This is a genomic window from Bradyrhizobium ivorense (assembly GCF_900696085.1).
Lineage (GTDB): Bacteria > Pseudomonadota > Alphaproteobacteria > Rhizobiales > Xanthobacteraceae > Bradyrhizobium > Bradyrhizobium ivorense.
In genome coordinates, this window is record NZ_CAADFC020000032.1 from 21,562 (window position 1) to 36,975 (window position 15,414).

The window sequence follows — 15,414 nt, forward strand, 5'->3', positions numbered from 1 at the left end:
CGCGCTCCGTGCCGCCGCGTGCCGTCAGCGCGGGATCCAGACCGTCATGCCCGGCTCGAGCGCTGCCGCGTCGCCCTGCGGGTCGAGCCGCAGGCGCAGCGTGTTGCGGTCGTGATCGCCGATGACCCGCTCGGCCTGCCAGGTGGCGAAGACGCCGATCGGCCGCAGCTCGGTGACGACGGCCCGGGCCGCGCCGGACGCACCGTTGCGCGTCACGTCGACCGCCTTTCCGATCGTGAGGCCGCCGAGATGATCCTCGCGCGCATTGAAGGACAGCCATTGCTTGCCCGCCGCCTCGACCATCAGGATCGGTTGTCCGGCGCGCACGTTCTCGCCGACCTCGGCGGCGACGACGCTGACCACGCCGTCGGCCGGCGCGCGCAGGATCATCTTGTCCAGCCGGCGCTCGAGCACGGTGACGGCCGCCGCCGCGGCCTGCACCTGGGCGTCGGCGATCGCCCGTTCTTCCTTGGTCGGACCCGCGACCGCGGCGTCGTAGTTCGCCTGGGCCTTGGCCACGTCGGCGCGGGCGCCCGCGACATCGTTCTCGGCCTCGTCGAGCGCCTGCTGGGTGCCAAAGCTCTGCTGTGCCAGCGTGCTCGCCCGGGTGAGCTGGACCTCCACAAAGGTGAGGCGGGAGGTTGCCTTGGCGATCGCCGCCTTCAGCGACTCGACCTGCTCCTGGCGAACGCCGGCATAGACATTGTTGCGGCTCGCAACCGCCGAGGCCAGCGCCGCGCGCGCCTGGTCGAGCTGCGCCGTCAACTCCACCGCGGAGAGTTTCGCCAGCACATCGCCGGCCTGCACGCGGCTGCCCTTCGTCACCGCGATCGAGACAAGTTGGCCGTTCACTTCCGGCTCGACCCTGATCTCAGTCGAGCGGACGACGCCGACGATCGCCGACGGCGCTCCGGAGCGATTGACCGAATAGATCACGGCGCCGGCGGCGAGCGCCAGCAGCAGCGCAGCGATCGCGACGCGGTTGCCCCTATGCATGTGCCCGTCCTCTCTTGATCGCAAACGCCGAGATCACGGCGAGCGCAAAGTAGGCCAACGCCAGGCACCACAGGCCGAGCCAGTCATGCGCGACCTCCCAGATGCTGGCGCCGAGTTGGTTGATGCGCACCAGGCCATCGATCGCGGCGTCGGCAGGGAAGAGCCGTCCCAGCGCGGTGGCCGCGTCGGGAATCGCTTCGCGCGGCCAGGCAAAGCCGGCGGTGAAGAACTGCGGCAGGCTGGTGGCCAGGAGCAAAATGGTCGCGTTTTCCGGACGTGTGAACCAGGCGCCGATTGCCTGCCCCAAGAAGCTCGTCGCCAGCAGGAAGATGCTTGCGAGCGCGAAGATCTGTGGCAGGTGGCCAAGCGTCGAGAAGCCGTAGATGCGCGGCAGCACGATGAGATAAAGCGCGAGCGCCGGCAGGTAGATGGTCAGATGCGCGACTCCGCGGCCGAGCACGCCGCTAAATGCTCCGCCGCCGGCCGCCAGCGCGGTGCCGGTCAGCATCGCCGCGCCGATCAGCAGCGTCTGCTGCAAGATCAGGATGAATGCGGCGGGCACGATGTAGCTCGCATAGCCGCCGACCGGGTTGAAGATCGGCTGCAGCAGAACGCCGGCCGGGCTGATGCTCGCCAGTTTCGCCTTGACGATGCTGCCGTCCGAGCGCGCGCCCCGTGCCGCCAGATCGGAGGTCAGCGACCCGATCGCGGTGGCGATCCCGCTCGCGGTCGATCGGAAGATGAAGAGATAGGTGCCGTCCGCGTAGACCGGAATGTGCGCCGTGATGCCCTTGAGCACGTCGCGCTCGGTGCCCGGCGGGATCTCCACCGCGGCAAACGCCTTGCCGCGATCGATGGCGGCGTGCGCCTCGGCGAGCGTGCGGGCGCGCACCGTCACGCTCAATGTGCCGCTGGCATCGAGCGTCTCGACGATCTGGCGAGAGAGGTCGCTCAGATCGTTGTCGACCACCGCGATCGGAAGCTTGCGCAGGATCTGGTTCAGATAGGGCTGCGGATAATAGATGCCGTAGATCAGCGGAGCCAGGAACAGCAAAGTGAAGGCGCTCCGCGTTCCGAGCGCGCGCCGCCACTCCGCCATGAAGGCGCCGCCGATGCCGCGCGCCGGCTGCTCGCTCTCGGCCGGTTCGGCGGGCCGCGCCGCCTCGAACCAGCCCCTGCGCTTGAGGCTCGCCATCCGCCACCAGGCGAGGCCGGCGAAGATGATCGTGAGCGCGGCGAGTGCCGCGAACGGAACGGCGGATTCCGCGACCGGCAATCCGCGCGCCGCCTGTCCGAGCAGCACAGCCATGTACCAGCGCAGCGGCAGGATTGCGCTCCAGACTTGCGCGAAGCCGTTCATGGCGATGGTGGGAAAGCCGACGCCGGCATATCCGAATGCCGGCGAGGCGATCAGGCCGGCAAGTCCGAGCCCGGTCGCGAGGTCGCTGACCAGAAGCTGCAGCAGCGCGCTCATCGACATATAGGCGATGATCAAGAGCGAGGCGGCGGCGACCATCAGCAGCAGGTCACCCTTGAAGGAGATTTGCAGCACTCCCTCCAGCACCAGCGGCTCGGCCAGCATGACCAGGACGAAGATGACGAACAGCGGCGCGAGCTTGCCGGCCAGCGCGACCAGCGGATCGCCGCCGGCGCTGTCCAGCCACTCCCGGGCATTGCGCCGGTGGAACTCGGAGCCGACCGAATAGCCGGCTGCGAGCGTGATCACGACATGGATGATGGTCGGCAGCAGCGCGCGTAGCAGAAACTGCGCATAGTTCTTTTGCGGGTTGACCAGCGCGATGGTCTCCGCGGTGAGCGTTCCCACGGACGCCGGCGCAGGCGCCGCGCTCGCAGCGGGCGCGGCGACGCGCGCCGCCGCGGACAGCGCATCGTTCAAGCCTGAGGACGCAATGCCGGCCGCCGTCAGGAATTGCTGGTTGTAGAACCCGACCACCTGCGGGCGGCGCTGCGCGTTGACGTCGCGCTCGAAATTCGGCGGGATATAGACCGCCGAAATCGCCTTGCCGGACCGGATGTCCTGCACCGCCGTGGACAGCGTGCCGGAGCGGTCGACGATGTTCAGGCTCGGCGAGGCCGCGATGTATTCCACCAGCGCGCGCGAGGTGTCGGACTTGTCCTCGTCGACCACCGTGACGCCGAGCCCCCGGATCACCGGGTGGCTGAACACCGTGGTGAGCACCACGAAGGCAAACAGCGGCACGCCGAAGATCAAGAGCAGCGCCACGCGATCGTGCAGCAGCCAGCGGCTTTCGCGCAGTGCGACCCGCCAGAATCCGGGCTTCGATCCCAGCCTCATTGCCGCGTCCGCCAGTCGAGATAGGCACTCATGCCCGGCCGCAGCTCGGGTATCGGCTGCACCGGGTAGGCGCGGATCGAGAATGTCCGCAGGTCGAAATCGCCGGTGGCGCGCGTCGCCCGCCAGCTGGCATATTCGCCCTTGGTCGCGATCAGCTTGACCTCGACGGTGACGCGGCGGTCATCGAGCGCCGGAATCCGGACATCGAATTTGTCGCCGACCTTCAGGCCCTTCACCAGATCCTCGCGCAGGTCGAAGTGGATCCAGAGATCGGCGAGATTGATCAAGGTCACCAGCGGCACGCCCGGCGACACATATTCACCCGGCTCCACATTGCGCTGATAAATCTGCGAGGCGACCGGGGCGTAGACCGCGAGCTGATCGATGACCGATTGAACACTCTGGATGTCCGCTTCGGCCTTCTCGACATTGGCCTTGGCGATCGCTCGTTCTTCCTTGGTGTAGCCGTTGACCGCCTGCTCATAGGCCGACTTGGTCTGATCGAGTCCGCGCTCGGCCTCGTGCAGCGCGTCGGTCACCTGGTCGAGCCGGGCCTGCGGCGCGTTGCCCTGCTCGGTCAATGTATGCACGCGGTCAAACGTCTTCTGCGCCAGTTCCACCGCGGCCTGCGCGCGCTCCATCTCCGCCTTGCGCGCAGCGACGGTTTCGACCCGCGTTCCGACCAGCACATTGGCAAGCTGGGCCTCGGCGACGGCCTTTGCCGCCTTCATCTGCTCGATCTTGGCCAGCGTTTCCGGATTGTCGATCCGGACCAGCATGGCGTTTGCAGGCACGTTCTGGCCACGCTCGACAGGAATTTCCTTGACCCGCCCATCGACGCGCGCGGCGATGTCCAGCCGCGTCGCGTCGACCTCGCCCTGAACCAGCAGCGGTTCGGGTCGCAGCAGATAGAAGATGGAAAGCGCAGCGACGGCCAGCGCAACGATCCCGACGATGATGGCCGGCGTGCGCGTATGCTCTCTTGGTGCGGGAGGCGCCTCGGACGTGGGTTGGATCTCGTTACCCGGGGTCTGTCCGTCCATGGCTCGCTCCGCTTGGTCGATGACCAGGATAGCGAGTTACTATGGCCCGATTGTAAAGCGCTGTCCAACATCGCCGCGCCGGCCTGCTCGATTTGCTCAAACGGACAAATTCATGGCCGGTGCGGACAGCCGGCCGGCAATCTGTTTGAAATGGTGCACATCGAGTACTGCCCGGTCAGATTGTAGAATTTCACGATCGCCGCTATTGGCCGAATAACAGCATCGACAAAACCGCCCTTGAGCCGCGACGGAGCAACAGAGGCGCTATTCCGTATCCGGCGTGGAATTATCCGACCGGATGGTCAATAAATAACGGCCCGGTAAGCTGCCGGGCTGTTTGTTTTTGGCATTTGCCTTTATTGATTGGTCTCAAGCGGATGGCCGATACGGCCGATTGGTGGAACGGACGAGACATGGCCCGAACGCGCGCCAAGGACTACGACGACAAGGCTCTCTCGATCCTGCATCGCTCGGCCGAGCTGTTTGCGGCATCGGGATATGTCGGCACGTCGATGAATACGATCGCGGACGCGTGCGGTGTCTCGAAGGCGCTGCTCTATCATTACTATCCGGACAAGGAAGCGATCCTCTTCGACATCCTGTCGTCCCATCTGCAGGAGTTGGTTGCGGCGGTCGAGCAGGCGAACGCGGCACCCGGCGAGCCGGTGCAGCGCTTGCGGACCATCATCGGCACGCTGCTCGAGCTCTACCGGCATGCCGATGCCGAGCATCAAGTCCAGATCGCAAGCCTCAAGCTGTTGCCGAAGGACAAGCGGGAGCCGCTGCTCGCCAGCGAGCGGATCCTGGTCGGGATCATGTCGGATGCGCTGGCCGCAGCGGTGCCGGCGGCGAAGCAGAAGCGCGTGCTCAAGCCGCTCGCGATGAGCGTCTTCGGCATGCTGAACTGGCATTACATGTGGTTCCGCGAGGGCGGACCGATGACCCGCACCGACTATGCCGACTTCGTGGTGCGGCTGGTGCTCGCCGGCGCCGACGAGGCGGTGGCGGCAGTGACCCGGCCGCGCGGCAAGGGCAAGTCGGCAAGCCGGAGCCGGCAGGCCGAGTTGCTGTAGCAAACGCCGAGCAACGGACTCCGCTTACCTCGCCCCGCCTGCGGGGAGAGGTCGGAACGCATCTTTAGATGCGTTCCGGGTGAGGGGGAGCCTCCGCAAACGCAGAGGCGGATACGCGGAGGCAGCCCCTCACCCCAACCCTCTCCCCGTAAGAACGGGGAGAGGGGGCGCAGCGCCGTTGCGGTCGTTGTTTGAAACTACGTCCGCATCGCGTTCATGGTCAGCAGCTCGTAGGTCGCCGCGGTCTCGCCGGTGCCGGTGGTGATCTCGACGTCCCAGCGCACTTCGCCATATTGCTTGTTGCGCGGCGTCTTCTCCTTGGCGGTCAGGCGCACCTGGATGGATTCGCCCGGCTGCACCGGCTTGACGAAGCGCAACGAGTCGAGGCCGTAATTCGCCAGCACCGGACCGTAGTCGGGATCGACGAACAGGCCGGCCGCGAACGACAGCAGCAGATAGCCATGCGCGACGCGGCCGGGGAAGAACGGATGTCCCTTGGTCGCTTCCTCGTCCATATGGGCGTAGAAGGTGTCGCCGGTGAAGTGCGCGAAGTGCTCGATGTCCTCGAGCGTGATCTGCCGCGATTTCGAGACCAGCGTGCGGCCGATCTCGAGATCGTCGTAGTGATAGCGGAACGGGTGCAGCGCGCCGTCGAGCACGGGGCTGCCCTTGAACCAGCGGCCGGTGACGCCGGACAGCATGCGCGGCGAGCCCTGCAGCGCGGTGCGCTGCATGTAGTGCTGCAGGCTGCGCACGCCGCCGAGCTCCTCGCCGCCGCCGGCGCGGCCCGGCCCGCCATGCACCATCTGCGGCATCGGCGAACCGTGGCCGGTATGCTCGGTGGCGCAGTCGCGGTCGATGATGGCGACGCGGCCATGGAAGCTGCCGATCCCGAACGCGAGCTCGGTCGCCGCCTGGATATCATGCGTATAGATCGAGGCGACCAGGCTGCCGCCGCCGCGGTTGGTCAGCGCAACGGCCTGGTCGAGATCGTCATAACCCATCACGGTGCTGACGGGTCCGAACGCCTCGATCTCGTGCACCGCAGTTGCAGCCGTGGGCTTCGCGCAATGCAGCAGCAGCGGCGGCACGAAGGCGCCGCGCTTGGCATCGGCATCGAGCAGCGCAAACTTGTCGGGATCGCCGGCCACCAGCTCGGCCTCGCTGCGCAGTTTTGCCACATGGGCCAGCACATCGCTGCGTTGGCTCAAGCCCACCAGCGGCCCCATCCTGACCTTATCGTTGTCCGGATTGCCGAGCGTGACCTTGGCGAGGCGGTCGCGCAGCGCGGTGATCACGGCGTCGATCTGCGCCGTCGGCGCCAGCGCGCGGCGGATCGCGGTGCATTTCTGCCCCGCCTTCACCGTCATCTCCTTCGCCACCTCCTTGATGAAGAGGTCGAACTCCGGGGTTCCCGGCACCGCATCCGGCGCGAGGATCGCCGCGTTGAGCGAATCCCGTTCCGCGATGAACCTGACGGCTTCGCGCGCGATCACCGGATGACGCTGCAGCTTTTGCGACGTGTCGGCCGAGCCGGTGAAGGAGACGACGTCCTGACAGGTGAGGTGGTCGAACAGGTCGCCGGTCGATCCGACGATGAATTGCAGCGCGCCTTCGGGCAGCACCTTGGACTCGGTGATCATCCGGACCACCTCATGCGCCACATAGGAGGTGATGGTTGCGGGCTTGGTGACGACGGGAACGCCGGCGAGCAGCGCGGGTGCCAGCTTCTCCAGCATGCCCCAGCACGGGAAGTTGAACGCGTTGATGTGCACCGCGACGCCGTGCAGCGAGGTCACGACATGCTGGCCGGCGAACGCGCCGCCCTTCGAGAGCCCTTCGACGGCGCCGTCGAGCAGGAATCTTGTGTTCGGCAGCTCGCGGCGGCCCTTGCCGGCATAGGAGAACAGCGTGCCGATGCCGCCGTCGACATCGATCATCGCGTCGGTGCGGGTGCAGCCGGCGAAGAGCGACAGCTGGTAGAGCCGGTCCTTGTGCTGGCTCAGGTAGTCGGCCAGCGCCTTCAGCAGTCCGGCGCGCTGGTGGAACGTCAGCTTGCGCAGGTTCTTGCCGCCGACCGCGCGGCCATAGCTGAGGATCTCGCGCATGTCGAGATCGTTCCGGGTCGCGAGCGCGACCACATCGCCGGTCACGGCGCTATGAATCTCGGCCGCCGGCTCACCAGGGCCGGTCCACTTGCCGCGAACAAAACTGTCGAGTTGCATCACGTTACTGGATTGAGGCTGTGCCATTGCGTTGATTCCGTGAATACCTGATTGAGTGAGTCTAGTCTTGCCGGGGGAACGTTCAACCGGACGGCTCAGGCCCGTCCGATGAACCGCGGCGCGCGCTTGTCGAGAAAGGCGGTGACGCCCTCGGCGTAGTCGGCGGTCCGGCCGGCGCGGCCCTGATAGTCGCGCTCGAGCTCGAGCTGCGTGTCGAGCGTGTTGGTCTCGGAGGCATCCAGCGCCTGCTTGATCAAGGCGAGACCATCGGTCGGCTGCGCCGCGAGATAGGCGGCGAGGGCGTGGGCTTCGGTCATCAGCTCGGCATCCTCCACCATCTTCCAGATCATGCCCCAGGCTTCTGCGCGTTCCGCCGAGACCGGCTCGGCGAGCATGGCCAGCGCCCGCGCCCGCGCGCCGCCGACCAGTCGCGGCAGAAACCAGGTGCCGCCGGAGTCCGGGACCAGGCCGATCTTGGCAAAGGCCTGGATGAACTTGGCCGAGCGCGCGGCGATCACGATGTCGCAGGCAAAGGCGACATTGGCGCCGGCGCCCGCGGCGACGCCGTTGACCGCACACAGCACCGGCAGCGGCAGGCTGCGCAGCTTGCGCACCAGCGGATTGTAATACTTTTCGATCTGTAACGAGAGATCGGGCGTCTCGCCCGGCGTGAAAACGCCGTCGGAAAGGTCCTGGCCGGCGCAGAACCCGCGTCCGGCGCCGGTCAACAGCACGGCGCGGCAGGACTTGTCGCTCTCCGCCGCGGTCAGCGCCGCCATCAATGCGGCGTGCATCTCGCCGCTGAAGGCGTTCAGGCGGTCGGGCCGGTTGAGCGTCAGGACGCGATATCCGTCGCGGACATCGGTCAACACCAAGTCGCTGACCATGGTTTTCCTCCCGTGTGCGGTTTCTGCTGACCGGGGACAAAGCTCGCATGCCCCTGCGACCGAATTACTATTAACCGTCCGGTCGGTCAATTATAATTATCCGCATCGACGGATGCGTCGCGGTGTGGCGCGGATATCGGACGGCGTCGCGCCATAGTGCCGGCGGAAGGTGCGGTTGAAGTAGGAGAGATCGCCAAAGCCCGCTTCGAAGGCAATGGTGCCGACGGTGCTGCCGCTGTGGCGCGGATCGGTCACTCGCGCATCGCTGGCGCGGCGATTCGCGTCTCGCCTCGCAAGCACGACGTAATGACCGGGCTGTGACGGGCAGCACATTGCACGAGGGTTTCGCGCGAAGCGGATACCGGTTCGCGTGAAGACAACGCGTCATGACAAGTGTCTAAAACTCCGTTCCGATGCCATCGGAATTGGAAATAGCTGCAGTGTGATCTTAGAGCACATCCAAGTCGCCCGCTGTTCCGCGTTTCCCGACGGCAATGCACGACAACGTGTTTCACATTGTTGCGCAATGTCGCATATGTCCAATCCCCCGTCGTCTCAGTCCGAGCCTGCCAGCCAGCACCCGCCTAAAAGGCAGCCCCCGGTGATCGTCGCATTCGGCGAGATTCGTTGGTGCGATGCATTGAGGCGACTTAAGACCATCGAGGAGAATAGGATGAAGTTCGCACTTCGAGGATATTGTCTTGCGCTCGGCGCCAGCCTGGCGCTGTCCGGCGCCGCCATGGCCCAGGATATCAGCGTTGCCGTGGTCGGTCCGATGACCGGTTCGGAAGCAAGCTTCGGCCAGCAGTTCAAGAACGGTGCTGAACTGGCTGTCGCCGACATCAACGCGGCCGGCGGCGTGCTCGGCAAGAAGCTGAAGCTGGAAATCGGCGACGATGCCTGCGATCCGAAGCAGGCGGTTTCGGTGGCCGAGAAGATGGCCAGCATGAAGATCCCGTTCGTCGACGGACATTTCTGCTCGTCGACGTCGATCCCGGCCTCCGACTCCTACGCCGAGGGCAACGTGCTGCAGATCACCCCGGGCTCGACCAACCCGCTCTACACCGAGCGCGGCCTGTGGAACACGTTCCGCGTCTGCGGCCGCGACGACCAGCAGGGCATGGTCGCGGCGGCCTACATCATCAAGAACTACAAGACCAAGAATGTCGCGATCATCCACGACAAGACCACCTACGGCAAAGGCCTTGCCGACGAGACGAAGAACGCCATCAACGCCGCCGGCGTGAAGGAAAAGCTCTACGAAGCCTACACCAAGGGCGACAAGGACTTTGCCGCGCTGGTGTCCCGCTTCAAGAAGGAGAATATCGATTTCGTCTATGTCGGCGGCTACTACGCCGAGGCGGCGCTGATCCTGCGCCAGATGCGCGAGCAGGGCGTCAATGCCGTGCTGATGGGCGGCGACGCGCTGGTCGACAAGCAGTTCGCGGCGATCGCGGGGCCGCTTGCCGAGGGCTCGCTGTTCACCTTCTCGCCCGATCCGCGCAAGAAGCCGAGCGCGGCCGCGACCTTGAAGAAGTTCAAGGACAAGGGCATCGATCCCGACGGCTACACGCTCTACAGCTACGCTGCGTTCCAGATCTGGAGCCAGGCGGTCGCGCGTGCCCAGAGCACCGACGCCAAGAAAGTCGCCGCGACCATCAAGGCCGGCAAGTGGGACACCGTGCTCGGCAACATCAGCTACACGCCGAAGGGTGACATCACCCTGATCGACTATGTCGTGTACCGCCGCGACAAGGACGGCAACTACGCCGAACTGCCGGCTGCCGGTCAGTGATCGCACGCCGCGACGCCGGTCCTCCCTGACTGGCGTCGCGGCAGCTTCTGCCGCCAGCGGTCACACGTTCTGCGCAAAGCGCGCGGCGCCCGGCACCGGGGCAAGCCATTCTGCCGCTCGATCGGTATAGATCTCGGCGTGCGGCTGGAGGCCCTCCAGGCTGTCGAGTGTGCCGGCTTTCACCACGACCTTTCCCGGCATCAGTGCTGATATCGCCAGGATCGGCGAGCCGCATCGCCCGCAGAAATGACGGAGCACCGGATGGCCGCTGTCGCCGGTATCGACGAACACTGTGGTCTCGCCGGACTGCTCGTAGTCGGTCTCGCGGATCACGAGGTTGAAGGAAAACAGGCTGCCGCTCTGCCGCTGGCAGTGCGTGCAGTGACAGATCGCGATCGAGCGCGGTTCGCTCTTGAGCACGTAACGCACCGCGCCGCACAGGCAGCCGCCGTTCCGATCCGGCATGATGTGGTCTCCTATTTTGATCCGTGACCTTATGTCCGTCATTGCGAGCCAACGGGTCGCGCGAACGCGCGCCCGATGACAGGCTCCGCGAAGCAATCCATTCTTCCGCGTACGCAGAGCGATGGATCGCTTCGTCGCTTCGCTCCTCGCAATGACGGCTGCGCATTCGCCGTTTCTCACCTGTCGCCGACCACCGCGTCGATGAAGGTCGCGGCCGTCTCCTTCAACTGCTTGCGGCTGTAGCCGGCGCGCTCCATCACCGCGAGGCCGCGCGTGAAGGTGACGATGACGCGCGCCAGCCGATTGGCGTCGGCCCTGCTGCGCCGGCCCGGGGTGGCGCTGATGGTTTTGGCGACGAGCGCTTCCAGCCCGGCCAGCACGTCCCTGACGCGCTGGCGCACCTCCGCGCTCGAGATCGTCGCGTCGAGCGCGGTGCGGGTGGTCAGGCAGCCGCGCGGCGGCGCGCCGTCGGTCATGTTGACGATGATCATCTCGAAAAAATTTTTAAGCCCGGCCGCGGCATCGCCCCGGCCGAGTGCGTTGCCGGCGGCTTCCAGGAATTGCTCGGCATACTGATCGAAGGCGCGCAGAAAGATTGCTTCCTTGTCGCCATAGGCGTTGTAGAGGCTGCCGCGCTGCACGCCGGTCGCGGCCGCGAGGTCCTGCATGGTCGCGTCGTGCAGGCCCTTGCGCCAGAACACGTCGAGCGCGGTCGCGATCACCTCGTCCTCGTCGAATTGCCGCACGCCCACCATTCGGCTCACCTCATCGATCCATTCTTGACATTATCGTCAAGATTGACATGATTGTCAAGAATGGTGTTTCAGGAGGTTCGCATGATTACCGCACTCACGACGTTCATCTTGCCTAAGCCGATCACGCGCGAGGAGGCGCGCGACATCTTCATGAGCACCGCGCCGACCTATCGCGGAGTTCAGGGCCTGCTGCGGAAGACCTATGTGCTGTCGGAGGACGGGGCGACGGTCGGCGGCGTCTATCTCTGGAACTCAAGGCCGGAGGCCGAAGCCCTGTACACGGATGCCTGGCGCGCATTCGTTCGGGAGAAGTACGGCACCGAGCCGACGGTGACCTATTTCGAAAGTCCCGTGGTGGTCGACAACGTCGCGCAGCAGATCGTCGCCGACGGATAGGGAGACGCGCAGGCCTGCGGTCCGGGTAAAGCGCCTACAAGTTATAGAGCGCCGCGCGTCGCGCCCCGATCGGAAGCCAATGCGGCATGCGGCGCTTGGCAAGCCAATAGGGCCGCCAGATCGCGCGCCACGTCGGGCCGTCGAGCGATGCTGCGCCCGGCTTGCGATACTCCACGTCGATCCGCGGCAAGTCGTGCATATGGAGCCATTGGCGCGCCGCCCACGACACTTCGCGCGACGCCGCCGTGTTTCGGACGCCTCTGAGTTCGGTGATGTTCAGCAGGGGATCGCCGGCCGAGGTTGCTATTTTCAGCGTGCCGATGCGTTGTCCGTCCCGTCTGACGCTCCACAGCCGCAAGCGATTATGCGCGAGACTGTTGCCGTAGCCGCGCAGGCAGTTCTGCATGGCTTCGGCTTCCTCCGCGATATCAGCGGTCGAGCTCAGCGGGACGAAGTCGTAGCCGGCAACGCGAGCCGGCTGCAGCCACATATCGGCGATCGGCTGCGCGCCTAGACTGACCTGCAAAGCGATCAGCAGTCGCCACTCATTTGCAGCCGCAAGCGCGGCATCGATACCCATGTTCGGCGTCCACGGCCGGTCGATCAGCGTATGCGCCAGTGTCGCTGGCTGGGTGGAGAACCACGCCCACAGACCGAGCAGCCGCAGCCGGTCGGGATCGACACGCCGCGGATCGCGCAGCAACTCGCGTGCGATCCACACGGCTGCCGGTCCATGCGCGAGCTCGGCCATCCCGGCGACGGCTTGCAGCCAGCGCGGTGCAAGCTTGGGCGATCGCGGCAGGTGGTTTGCGATCCGGCGGCGAAACAGCTCGTCGTCAGGCAGCGCAGGGATCGGGCCGGCGAACGCTTCCGGCGGCAGCTTGCGCAGCCACCGCGGAATGCCGGCCGCAAGCGCCGCGTCCGCCAGCGCGTGGCCGTCGATGACGCACGCGCGCGCGGCCGCCGGGTCGAGCCCGGCCCGCGGCAGCGCCAGCGCGAACAGCAGCGCCGGAAAGCTTGCGGCAAGGTCCGCAAGGTGGGCATGCTGCATCGCGAGCGCGCGAACTTGGTCCTGGACGCGTGGATGATATCTCCGCAGCTGACGTTCGAGCAGCACGGAGCGCGTCGCCTCCCGACGAGAGGCCACGAGAAGTGTCGAGGTCATGACAATATTCTCCGCAAGCGCGGAGCCGTAGGCCACGGGGGCGGATTCGATCGATTGTGAGCTGATGATCTCACCCGGGATCAGGTCCCGGGATGCGCGTCAAATATCGCGCAGTGAACCCGGGAAGCGCGCAAACGTAAACATGGTCGCCTCCTGCATTGAAGTTTCGGAGCGCTCCAATAGCCGATTTCTTCACTACAGGCAATGCGCGAGCTTATCCGGTTGACGGATGCTGCGCGGGGCTCGTTTTGCACCAGCGCGATCCATGCGGAACCCGGTCAATGTGCCCGCTGGCCGTCTTCCCGTTCCCCGCAGGTGAGGCTAGTCTCATCCAACACTCAACAAGAAGACTTCAGGGCGGAGCGCAACGATGAACCAACAACAATCCTCCAATCCGGTCGCCGCTTCCGCGCTGCCCCGCCGCAGGCTCGGCCGCACCGGGCTCGAAGTCTCGATCCTCGGCTTCGGGACCGCGCCGCTCGGCGATCTCTTTGCGCGGCTCGACGACGCCAAGGCGATCGCAGCGGCGGAGCGGGCGTTTGCGCTCGGCGTCAATTTGCTGGACTCCTCGCCGCTCTATGGCCACGGCCTCGCCGAGCATCGCTGCGGCACCGCGCTGCGGCGGGTGGCGCGCGACAGCGTCATCCTGTGCACCAAGGTCGGGCGCTGGATGGATCCGTTCCACGACCGCGGCGACGGCTCCAATTTCGTCGGCGGCCAGCCGCATCGCGCGGTGGTCGATTATTCCTATGATGGCACCATGCGCTCGGTCGAGCAGTCGCTGCTGCGGCTCGGCACCGACCGCATCGACCTGCTGCTGATCCACGATGTCGACGTCTGGACCCACGGCCGCGACGCGATCGAGGCGCGGTTTCGCGAGGCCATGGAGGGCGCCTATGTCGCTCTCGACAAGTTGCGGAGCGAGCGCGTCGTCAAGGGCATCGGCATCGGCGTCAACGAGGCCGAGATGTGTGTGCGCTTTGCCAAGGCCGGCACCTTCGACACCATGCTGCTCGCGGGCCGCTATTCGCTGCTGGAACAGCCGGCGCTCGCCGAGTTCCTGCCGCTGGCAGAGGCGCAGGGCATCGGCGTCATGCTCGGTGGCGTGTTCAACTCCGGCATCCTCGCCACCGGCGCGGTCAGCGGCGCCAAGTACAATTACAAGGACGCGCCGCTCGACATGATGCAGAAGGTCGCCGCGATCGAGCGCGTCTGCCGCGCGCATGGCGTGGCACTGCCGACCGCCGCTCTGCATTTCGCGCTGGGCCATCCGGCGGTCGCAAGCCTCGTGCTCGGCGCGCAGGCGCCTGAGGAAGTCGAGCGCAACGTCGTCGCGCTGTCGACGCCGGTCCCGTCAGCGCTGTGGCGCGACCTCAAGGCCGAGCGGCTGCTCGACGCCAACGCGCCGGTGCCGGCATGATGCGGATCGATGCCCATCACCATGTCTGGCGGCTGTCGCGCGCCGATTACGGCTGGCTGACCGAAAACCTCGCGCCGATCTATCGCGATTTCGGCCTGCCCGACCTGATGCCGCATCTCGCCGCCGCCGGGATCGATGGCACCATTCTGGTGCAGGCGGCGCCGACCGAGGCGGAGACCGCGTTCCTGCTTGACGTCGCCAAAGGCGACGATTTGGTGCGTGGCGTGGTCGGCTGGATCGACTTCGACGCCGACGATGCCGCGGCGCGGGTCGATGCGGTCGCGGAACGCGATTTGCTGGTCGGTCTGCGGCCGATGGTGCAGGACATCGCCGATGACGACTGGCTGCTGCGCGAGGAACTGACCGCGCCGCTGGAAGCGATGGCGCAGTACGACCTGGTGTTCGATGCGCTGGTGCTGCCGCGCCATCTGCCGCGGCTGGTCGAATTGGTCGATCGTCATCCCGACCTGCAATTCGTGCTCGACCATTTCGGCAAGCCGCAGCTTGCCTCGGGCGACATCGCGGCCTGGAAGGACGATGTCGCGACACTTGCCGCGCGCGCCAACATCGTCTGCAAGCTGTCGGGCCTGGCGACGGAGGCCGCACCGGGCTGGCAGGTTGCAGATCTGCGCGAGGCCGTGGATCACGTGCTGGCGTGCTTCGGGCCGCAGCGGCTGCTGTGGGGCAGCGACTGGCCGGTGGTCAATCTCGCGGGCGGCTATGCGCAATGGTTCGCGGCGAGCGAGACGTTGCTGGCTGATTTGTCAAGTGATGCAAGGGATGCGATTTTCGGCGGCAATGCGGCGCGCGTCTATTTGTCAAGCCGCGGGCGGCCAACATCCCGGAAATAGATTATAGGCCGGCGCCAAATTTGATC

The 15,414-nt window shown here is 66.0% G+C and carries 14 protein-coding genes; 5 read left to right on the forward strand and 9 right to left on the reverse strand.

The window, feature by feature from the left end; translation table 11 throughout:
- Positions 1–24 precede the first annotated feature (24 nt).
- From CI41S_RS37515 to CI41S_RS37525, 3 genes are read right to left on the reverse strand one after another with little or no spacing between them, the layout of a single operon-like run.
- Positions 25–996 carry an HlyD family secretion protein gene (locus tag CI41S_RS37515; protein ID WP_139864070.1) on the reverse strand — a complete coding sequence of 324 codons (972 nt, stop codon included), beginning with the start codon at positions 994–996 and terminating at the stop codon, positions 25–27.
- Positions 989–3,313 (reverse strand): ABC transporter permease, encoded by a 2,325-nt coding sequence (locus CI41S_RS37520; RefSeq protein ID WP_139864071.1) that lies wholly within the window; start codon positions 3,311–3,313, stop codon positions 989–991. Before CI41S_RS37520 ends, CI41S_RS37515 begins: the two co-directional genes overlap by 8 nt.
- Positions 3,310–4,356 carry an HlyD family secretion protein gene (locus CI41S_RS37525; RefSeq protein WP_139864072.1) on the reverse strand — a complete coding sequence of 349 codons (1,047 nt, stop codon included), beginning with the start codon at positions 4,354–4,356 and terminating at the stop codon, positions 3,310–3,312. Before CI41S_RS37525 ends, CI41S_RS37520 begins: the two co-directional genes overlap by 4 nt.
- Before the next feature lie 413 nt (positions 4,357–4,769).
- Here CI41S_RS37525 and CI41S_RS37530 point away from each other — a divergent pair, with 413 nt between their 5' ends.
- On the forward strand, positions 4,770–5,429 hold the full coding sequence (locus CI41S_RS37530; RefSeq protein ID WP_139864073.1) for a TetR/AcrR family transcriptional regulator: 660 nt from the start codon (positions 4,770–4,772) through the stop codon (positions 5,427–5,429).
- Between the two features lie 197 nt (positions 5,430–5,626).
- On the opposite strand, the gene paaZ is transcribed toward CI41S_RS37530, so the two are convergent.
- From paaZ to CI41S_RS37545, 3 genes are all read right to left on the reverse strand, one after another.
- Positions 5,627–7,654: a phenylacetic acid degradation bifunctional protein PaaZ gene (paaZ, locus tag CI41S_RS37535; protein ID WP_139864224.1), complete on the reverse strand. Its 2,028-nt coding sequence runs from the start codon at positions 7,652–7,654 to the stop codon at positions 5,627–5,629.
- 95 nt (positions 7,655–7,749) lie between these two features.
- Positions 7,750–8,541 (reverse strand): 2-(1,2-epoxy-1,2-dihydrophenyl)acetyl-CoA isomerase PaaG, encoded by a 792-nt coding sequence (gene paaG / locus CI41S_RS37540; protein WP_139864074.1) that lies wholly within the window; start codon positions 8,539–8,541, stop codon positions 7,750–7,752.
- A gap of 96 nt (positions 8,542–8,637) precedes the next feature.
- Complete coding sequence (locus tag CI41S_RS37545; RefSeq protein ID WP_244626814.1) at positions 8,638–8,796, reverse strand: helix-turn-helix domain-containing protein; 159 nt, start codon at positions 8,794–8,796, stop codon at positions 8,638–8,640.
- Positions 8,797–9,214: 418 nt separating this feature from the next.
- On the opposite strand from CI41S_RS37545, the gene CI41S_RS37550 reads away from it, so the two are divergent.
- A complete protein-coding gene (locus CI41S_RS37550) occupies positions 9,215–10,336 on the forward strand; it encodes a branched-chain amino acid ABC transporter substrate-binding protein (RefSeq protein WP_139864076.1) in 1,122 nt (373 codons plus the stop codon).
- Positions 10,337–10,396: 60 nt separating this feature from the next.
- Here the strand turns inward: CI41S_RS37550 and CI41S_RS37555 are convergent, their stop codons facing one another.
- Both CI41S_RS37555 and CI41S_RS37560 read right to left on the reverse strand, forming a co-directional pair.
- Entirely contained in the window at positions 10,397–10,801 is a 405-nt protein-coding gene (locus CI41S_RS37555) for a GFA family protein (protein ID WP_139864077.1), read from the reverse strand.
- 176 nt (positions 10,802–10,977) lie between these two features.
- The gene (locus tag CI41S_RS37560; RefSeq protein WP_139864225.1) at positions 10,978–11,556 is read right to left on the reverse strand and encodes a TetR/AcrR family transcriptional regulator; all 579 of its coding nucleotides are present in this window, start codon (positions 11,554–11,556) and stop codon (positions 10,978–10,980) included.
- Between the two features lie 81 nt (positions 11,557–11,637).
- Between CI41S_RS37560 and CI41S_RS37565 the strand changes: the two genes are divergently transcribed.
- The gene (locus tag CI41S_RS37565; protein WP_139485725.1) at positions 11,638–11,952 is read left to right on the forward strand and encodes a monooxygenase; all 315 of its coding nucleotides are present in this window, start codon (positions 11,638–11,640) and stop codon (positions 11,950–11,952) included.
- A gap of 34 nt (positions 11,953–11,986) precedes the next feature.
- Here CI41S_RS37565 and CI41S_RS37570 read toward each other — a convergent pair whose 3' ends face one another.
- A complete protein-coding gene (locus tag CI41S_RS37570) occupies positions 11,987–13,117 on the reverse strand; it encodes a hypothetical protein (RefSeq protein ID WP_139864078.1) in 1,131 nt (376 codons plus the stop codon).
- A 370-nt stretch (positions 13,118–13,487) separates the two neighbouring features.
- Here CI41S_RS37570 and CI41S_RS37575 point away from each other — a divergent pair, with 370 nt between their 5' ends.
- The gene (locus tag CI41S_RS37575) at positions 13,488–14,537 is read left to right on the forward strand and encodes an aldo/keto reductase (RefSeq protein ID WP_139485727.1); all 1,050 of its coding nucleotides are present in this window, start codon (positions 13,488–13,490) and stop codon (positions 14,535–14,537) included.
- Positions 14,534–15,388, forward strand: coding sequence for an amidohydrolase family protein (locus CI41S_RS37580; protein WP_139864079.1), 855 nt, complete (start codon positions 14,534–14,536; stop codon positions 15,386–15,388). Before CI41S_RS37575 ends, CI41S_RS37580 begins: the two co-directional genes overlap by 4 nt.
- Positions 15,389–15,414 lie beyond the last annotated feature (26 nt).

What these genes read in the sequence shown, in the direction of transcription:
- CI41S_RS37565 (WP_139485725.1), top strand. Translation starts at nt 11,638, where the DNA reads ATGATTACCGCACTCACGACGTTCATCTTGCCTAAGCCGATCACGCGC.
- CI41S_RS37555 (WP_139864077.1), bottom strand. Translation starts at nt 10,801, where the DNA reads ATGCCGGATCGGAACGGCGGCTGCCTGTGCGGCGCGGTGCGTTACGTG.
- paaZ (WP_139864224.1), bottom strand. Translation starts at nt 7,654, where the DNA reads ATGCAACTCGACAGTTTTGTTCGCGGCAAGTGGACCGGCCCTGGTGAG.
- CI41S_RS37550 (WP_139864076.1), top strand. Translation starts at nt 9,215, where the DNA reads ATGAAGTTCGCACTTCGAGGATATTGTCTTGCGCTCGGCGCCAGCCTG.
- CI41S_RS37570 (WP_139864078.1), bottom strand. Translation starts at nt 13,117, where the DNA reads ATGACCTCGACACTTCTCGTGGCCTCTCGTCGGGAGGCGACGCGCTCC.
- CI41S_RS37530 (WP_139864073.1), top strand. Translation starts at nt 4,770, where the DNA reads ATGGCCCGAACGCGCGCCAAGGACTACGACGACAAGGCTCTCTCGATC.
- CI41S_RS37520 (WP_139864071.1), bottom strand. Translation starts at nt 3,313, where the DNA reads ATGAGGCTGGGATCGAAGCCCGGATTCTGGCGGGTCGCACTGCGCGAA.
- CI41S_RS37515 (WP_139864070.1), bottom strand. Translation starts at nt 996, where the DNA reads ATGCATAGGGGCAACCGCGTCGCGATCGCTGCGCTGCTGCTGGCGCTC.
- CI41S_RS37575 (WP_139485727.1), top strand. Translation starts at nt 13,488, where the DNA reads ATGAACCAACAACAATCCTCCAATCCGGTCGCCGCTTCCGCGCTGCCC.
- CI41S_RS37525 (WP_139864072.1), bottom strand. Translation starts at nt 4,356, where the DNA reads ATGGACGGACAGACCCCGGGTAACGAGATCCAACCCACGTCCGAGGCG.
- paaG (WP_139864074.1), bottom strand. Translation starts at nt 8,541, where the DNA reads ATGGTCAGCGACTTGGTGTTGACCGATGTCCGCGACGGATATCGCGTC.
- CI41S_RS37580 (WP_139864079.1), top strand. Translation starts at nt 14,534, where the DNA reads ATGATGCGGATCGATGCCCATCACCATGTCTGGCGGCTGTCGCGCGCC.
- CI41S_RS37560 (WP_139864225.1), bottom strand. Translation starts at nt 11,556, where the DNA reads ATGGTGGGCGTGCGGCAATTCGACGAGGACGAGGTGATCGCGACCGCG.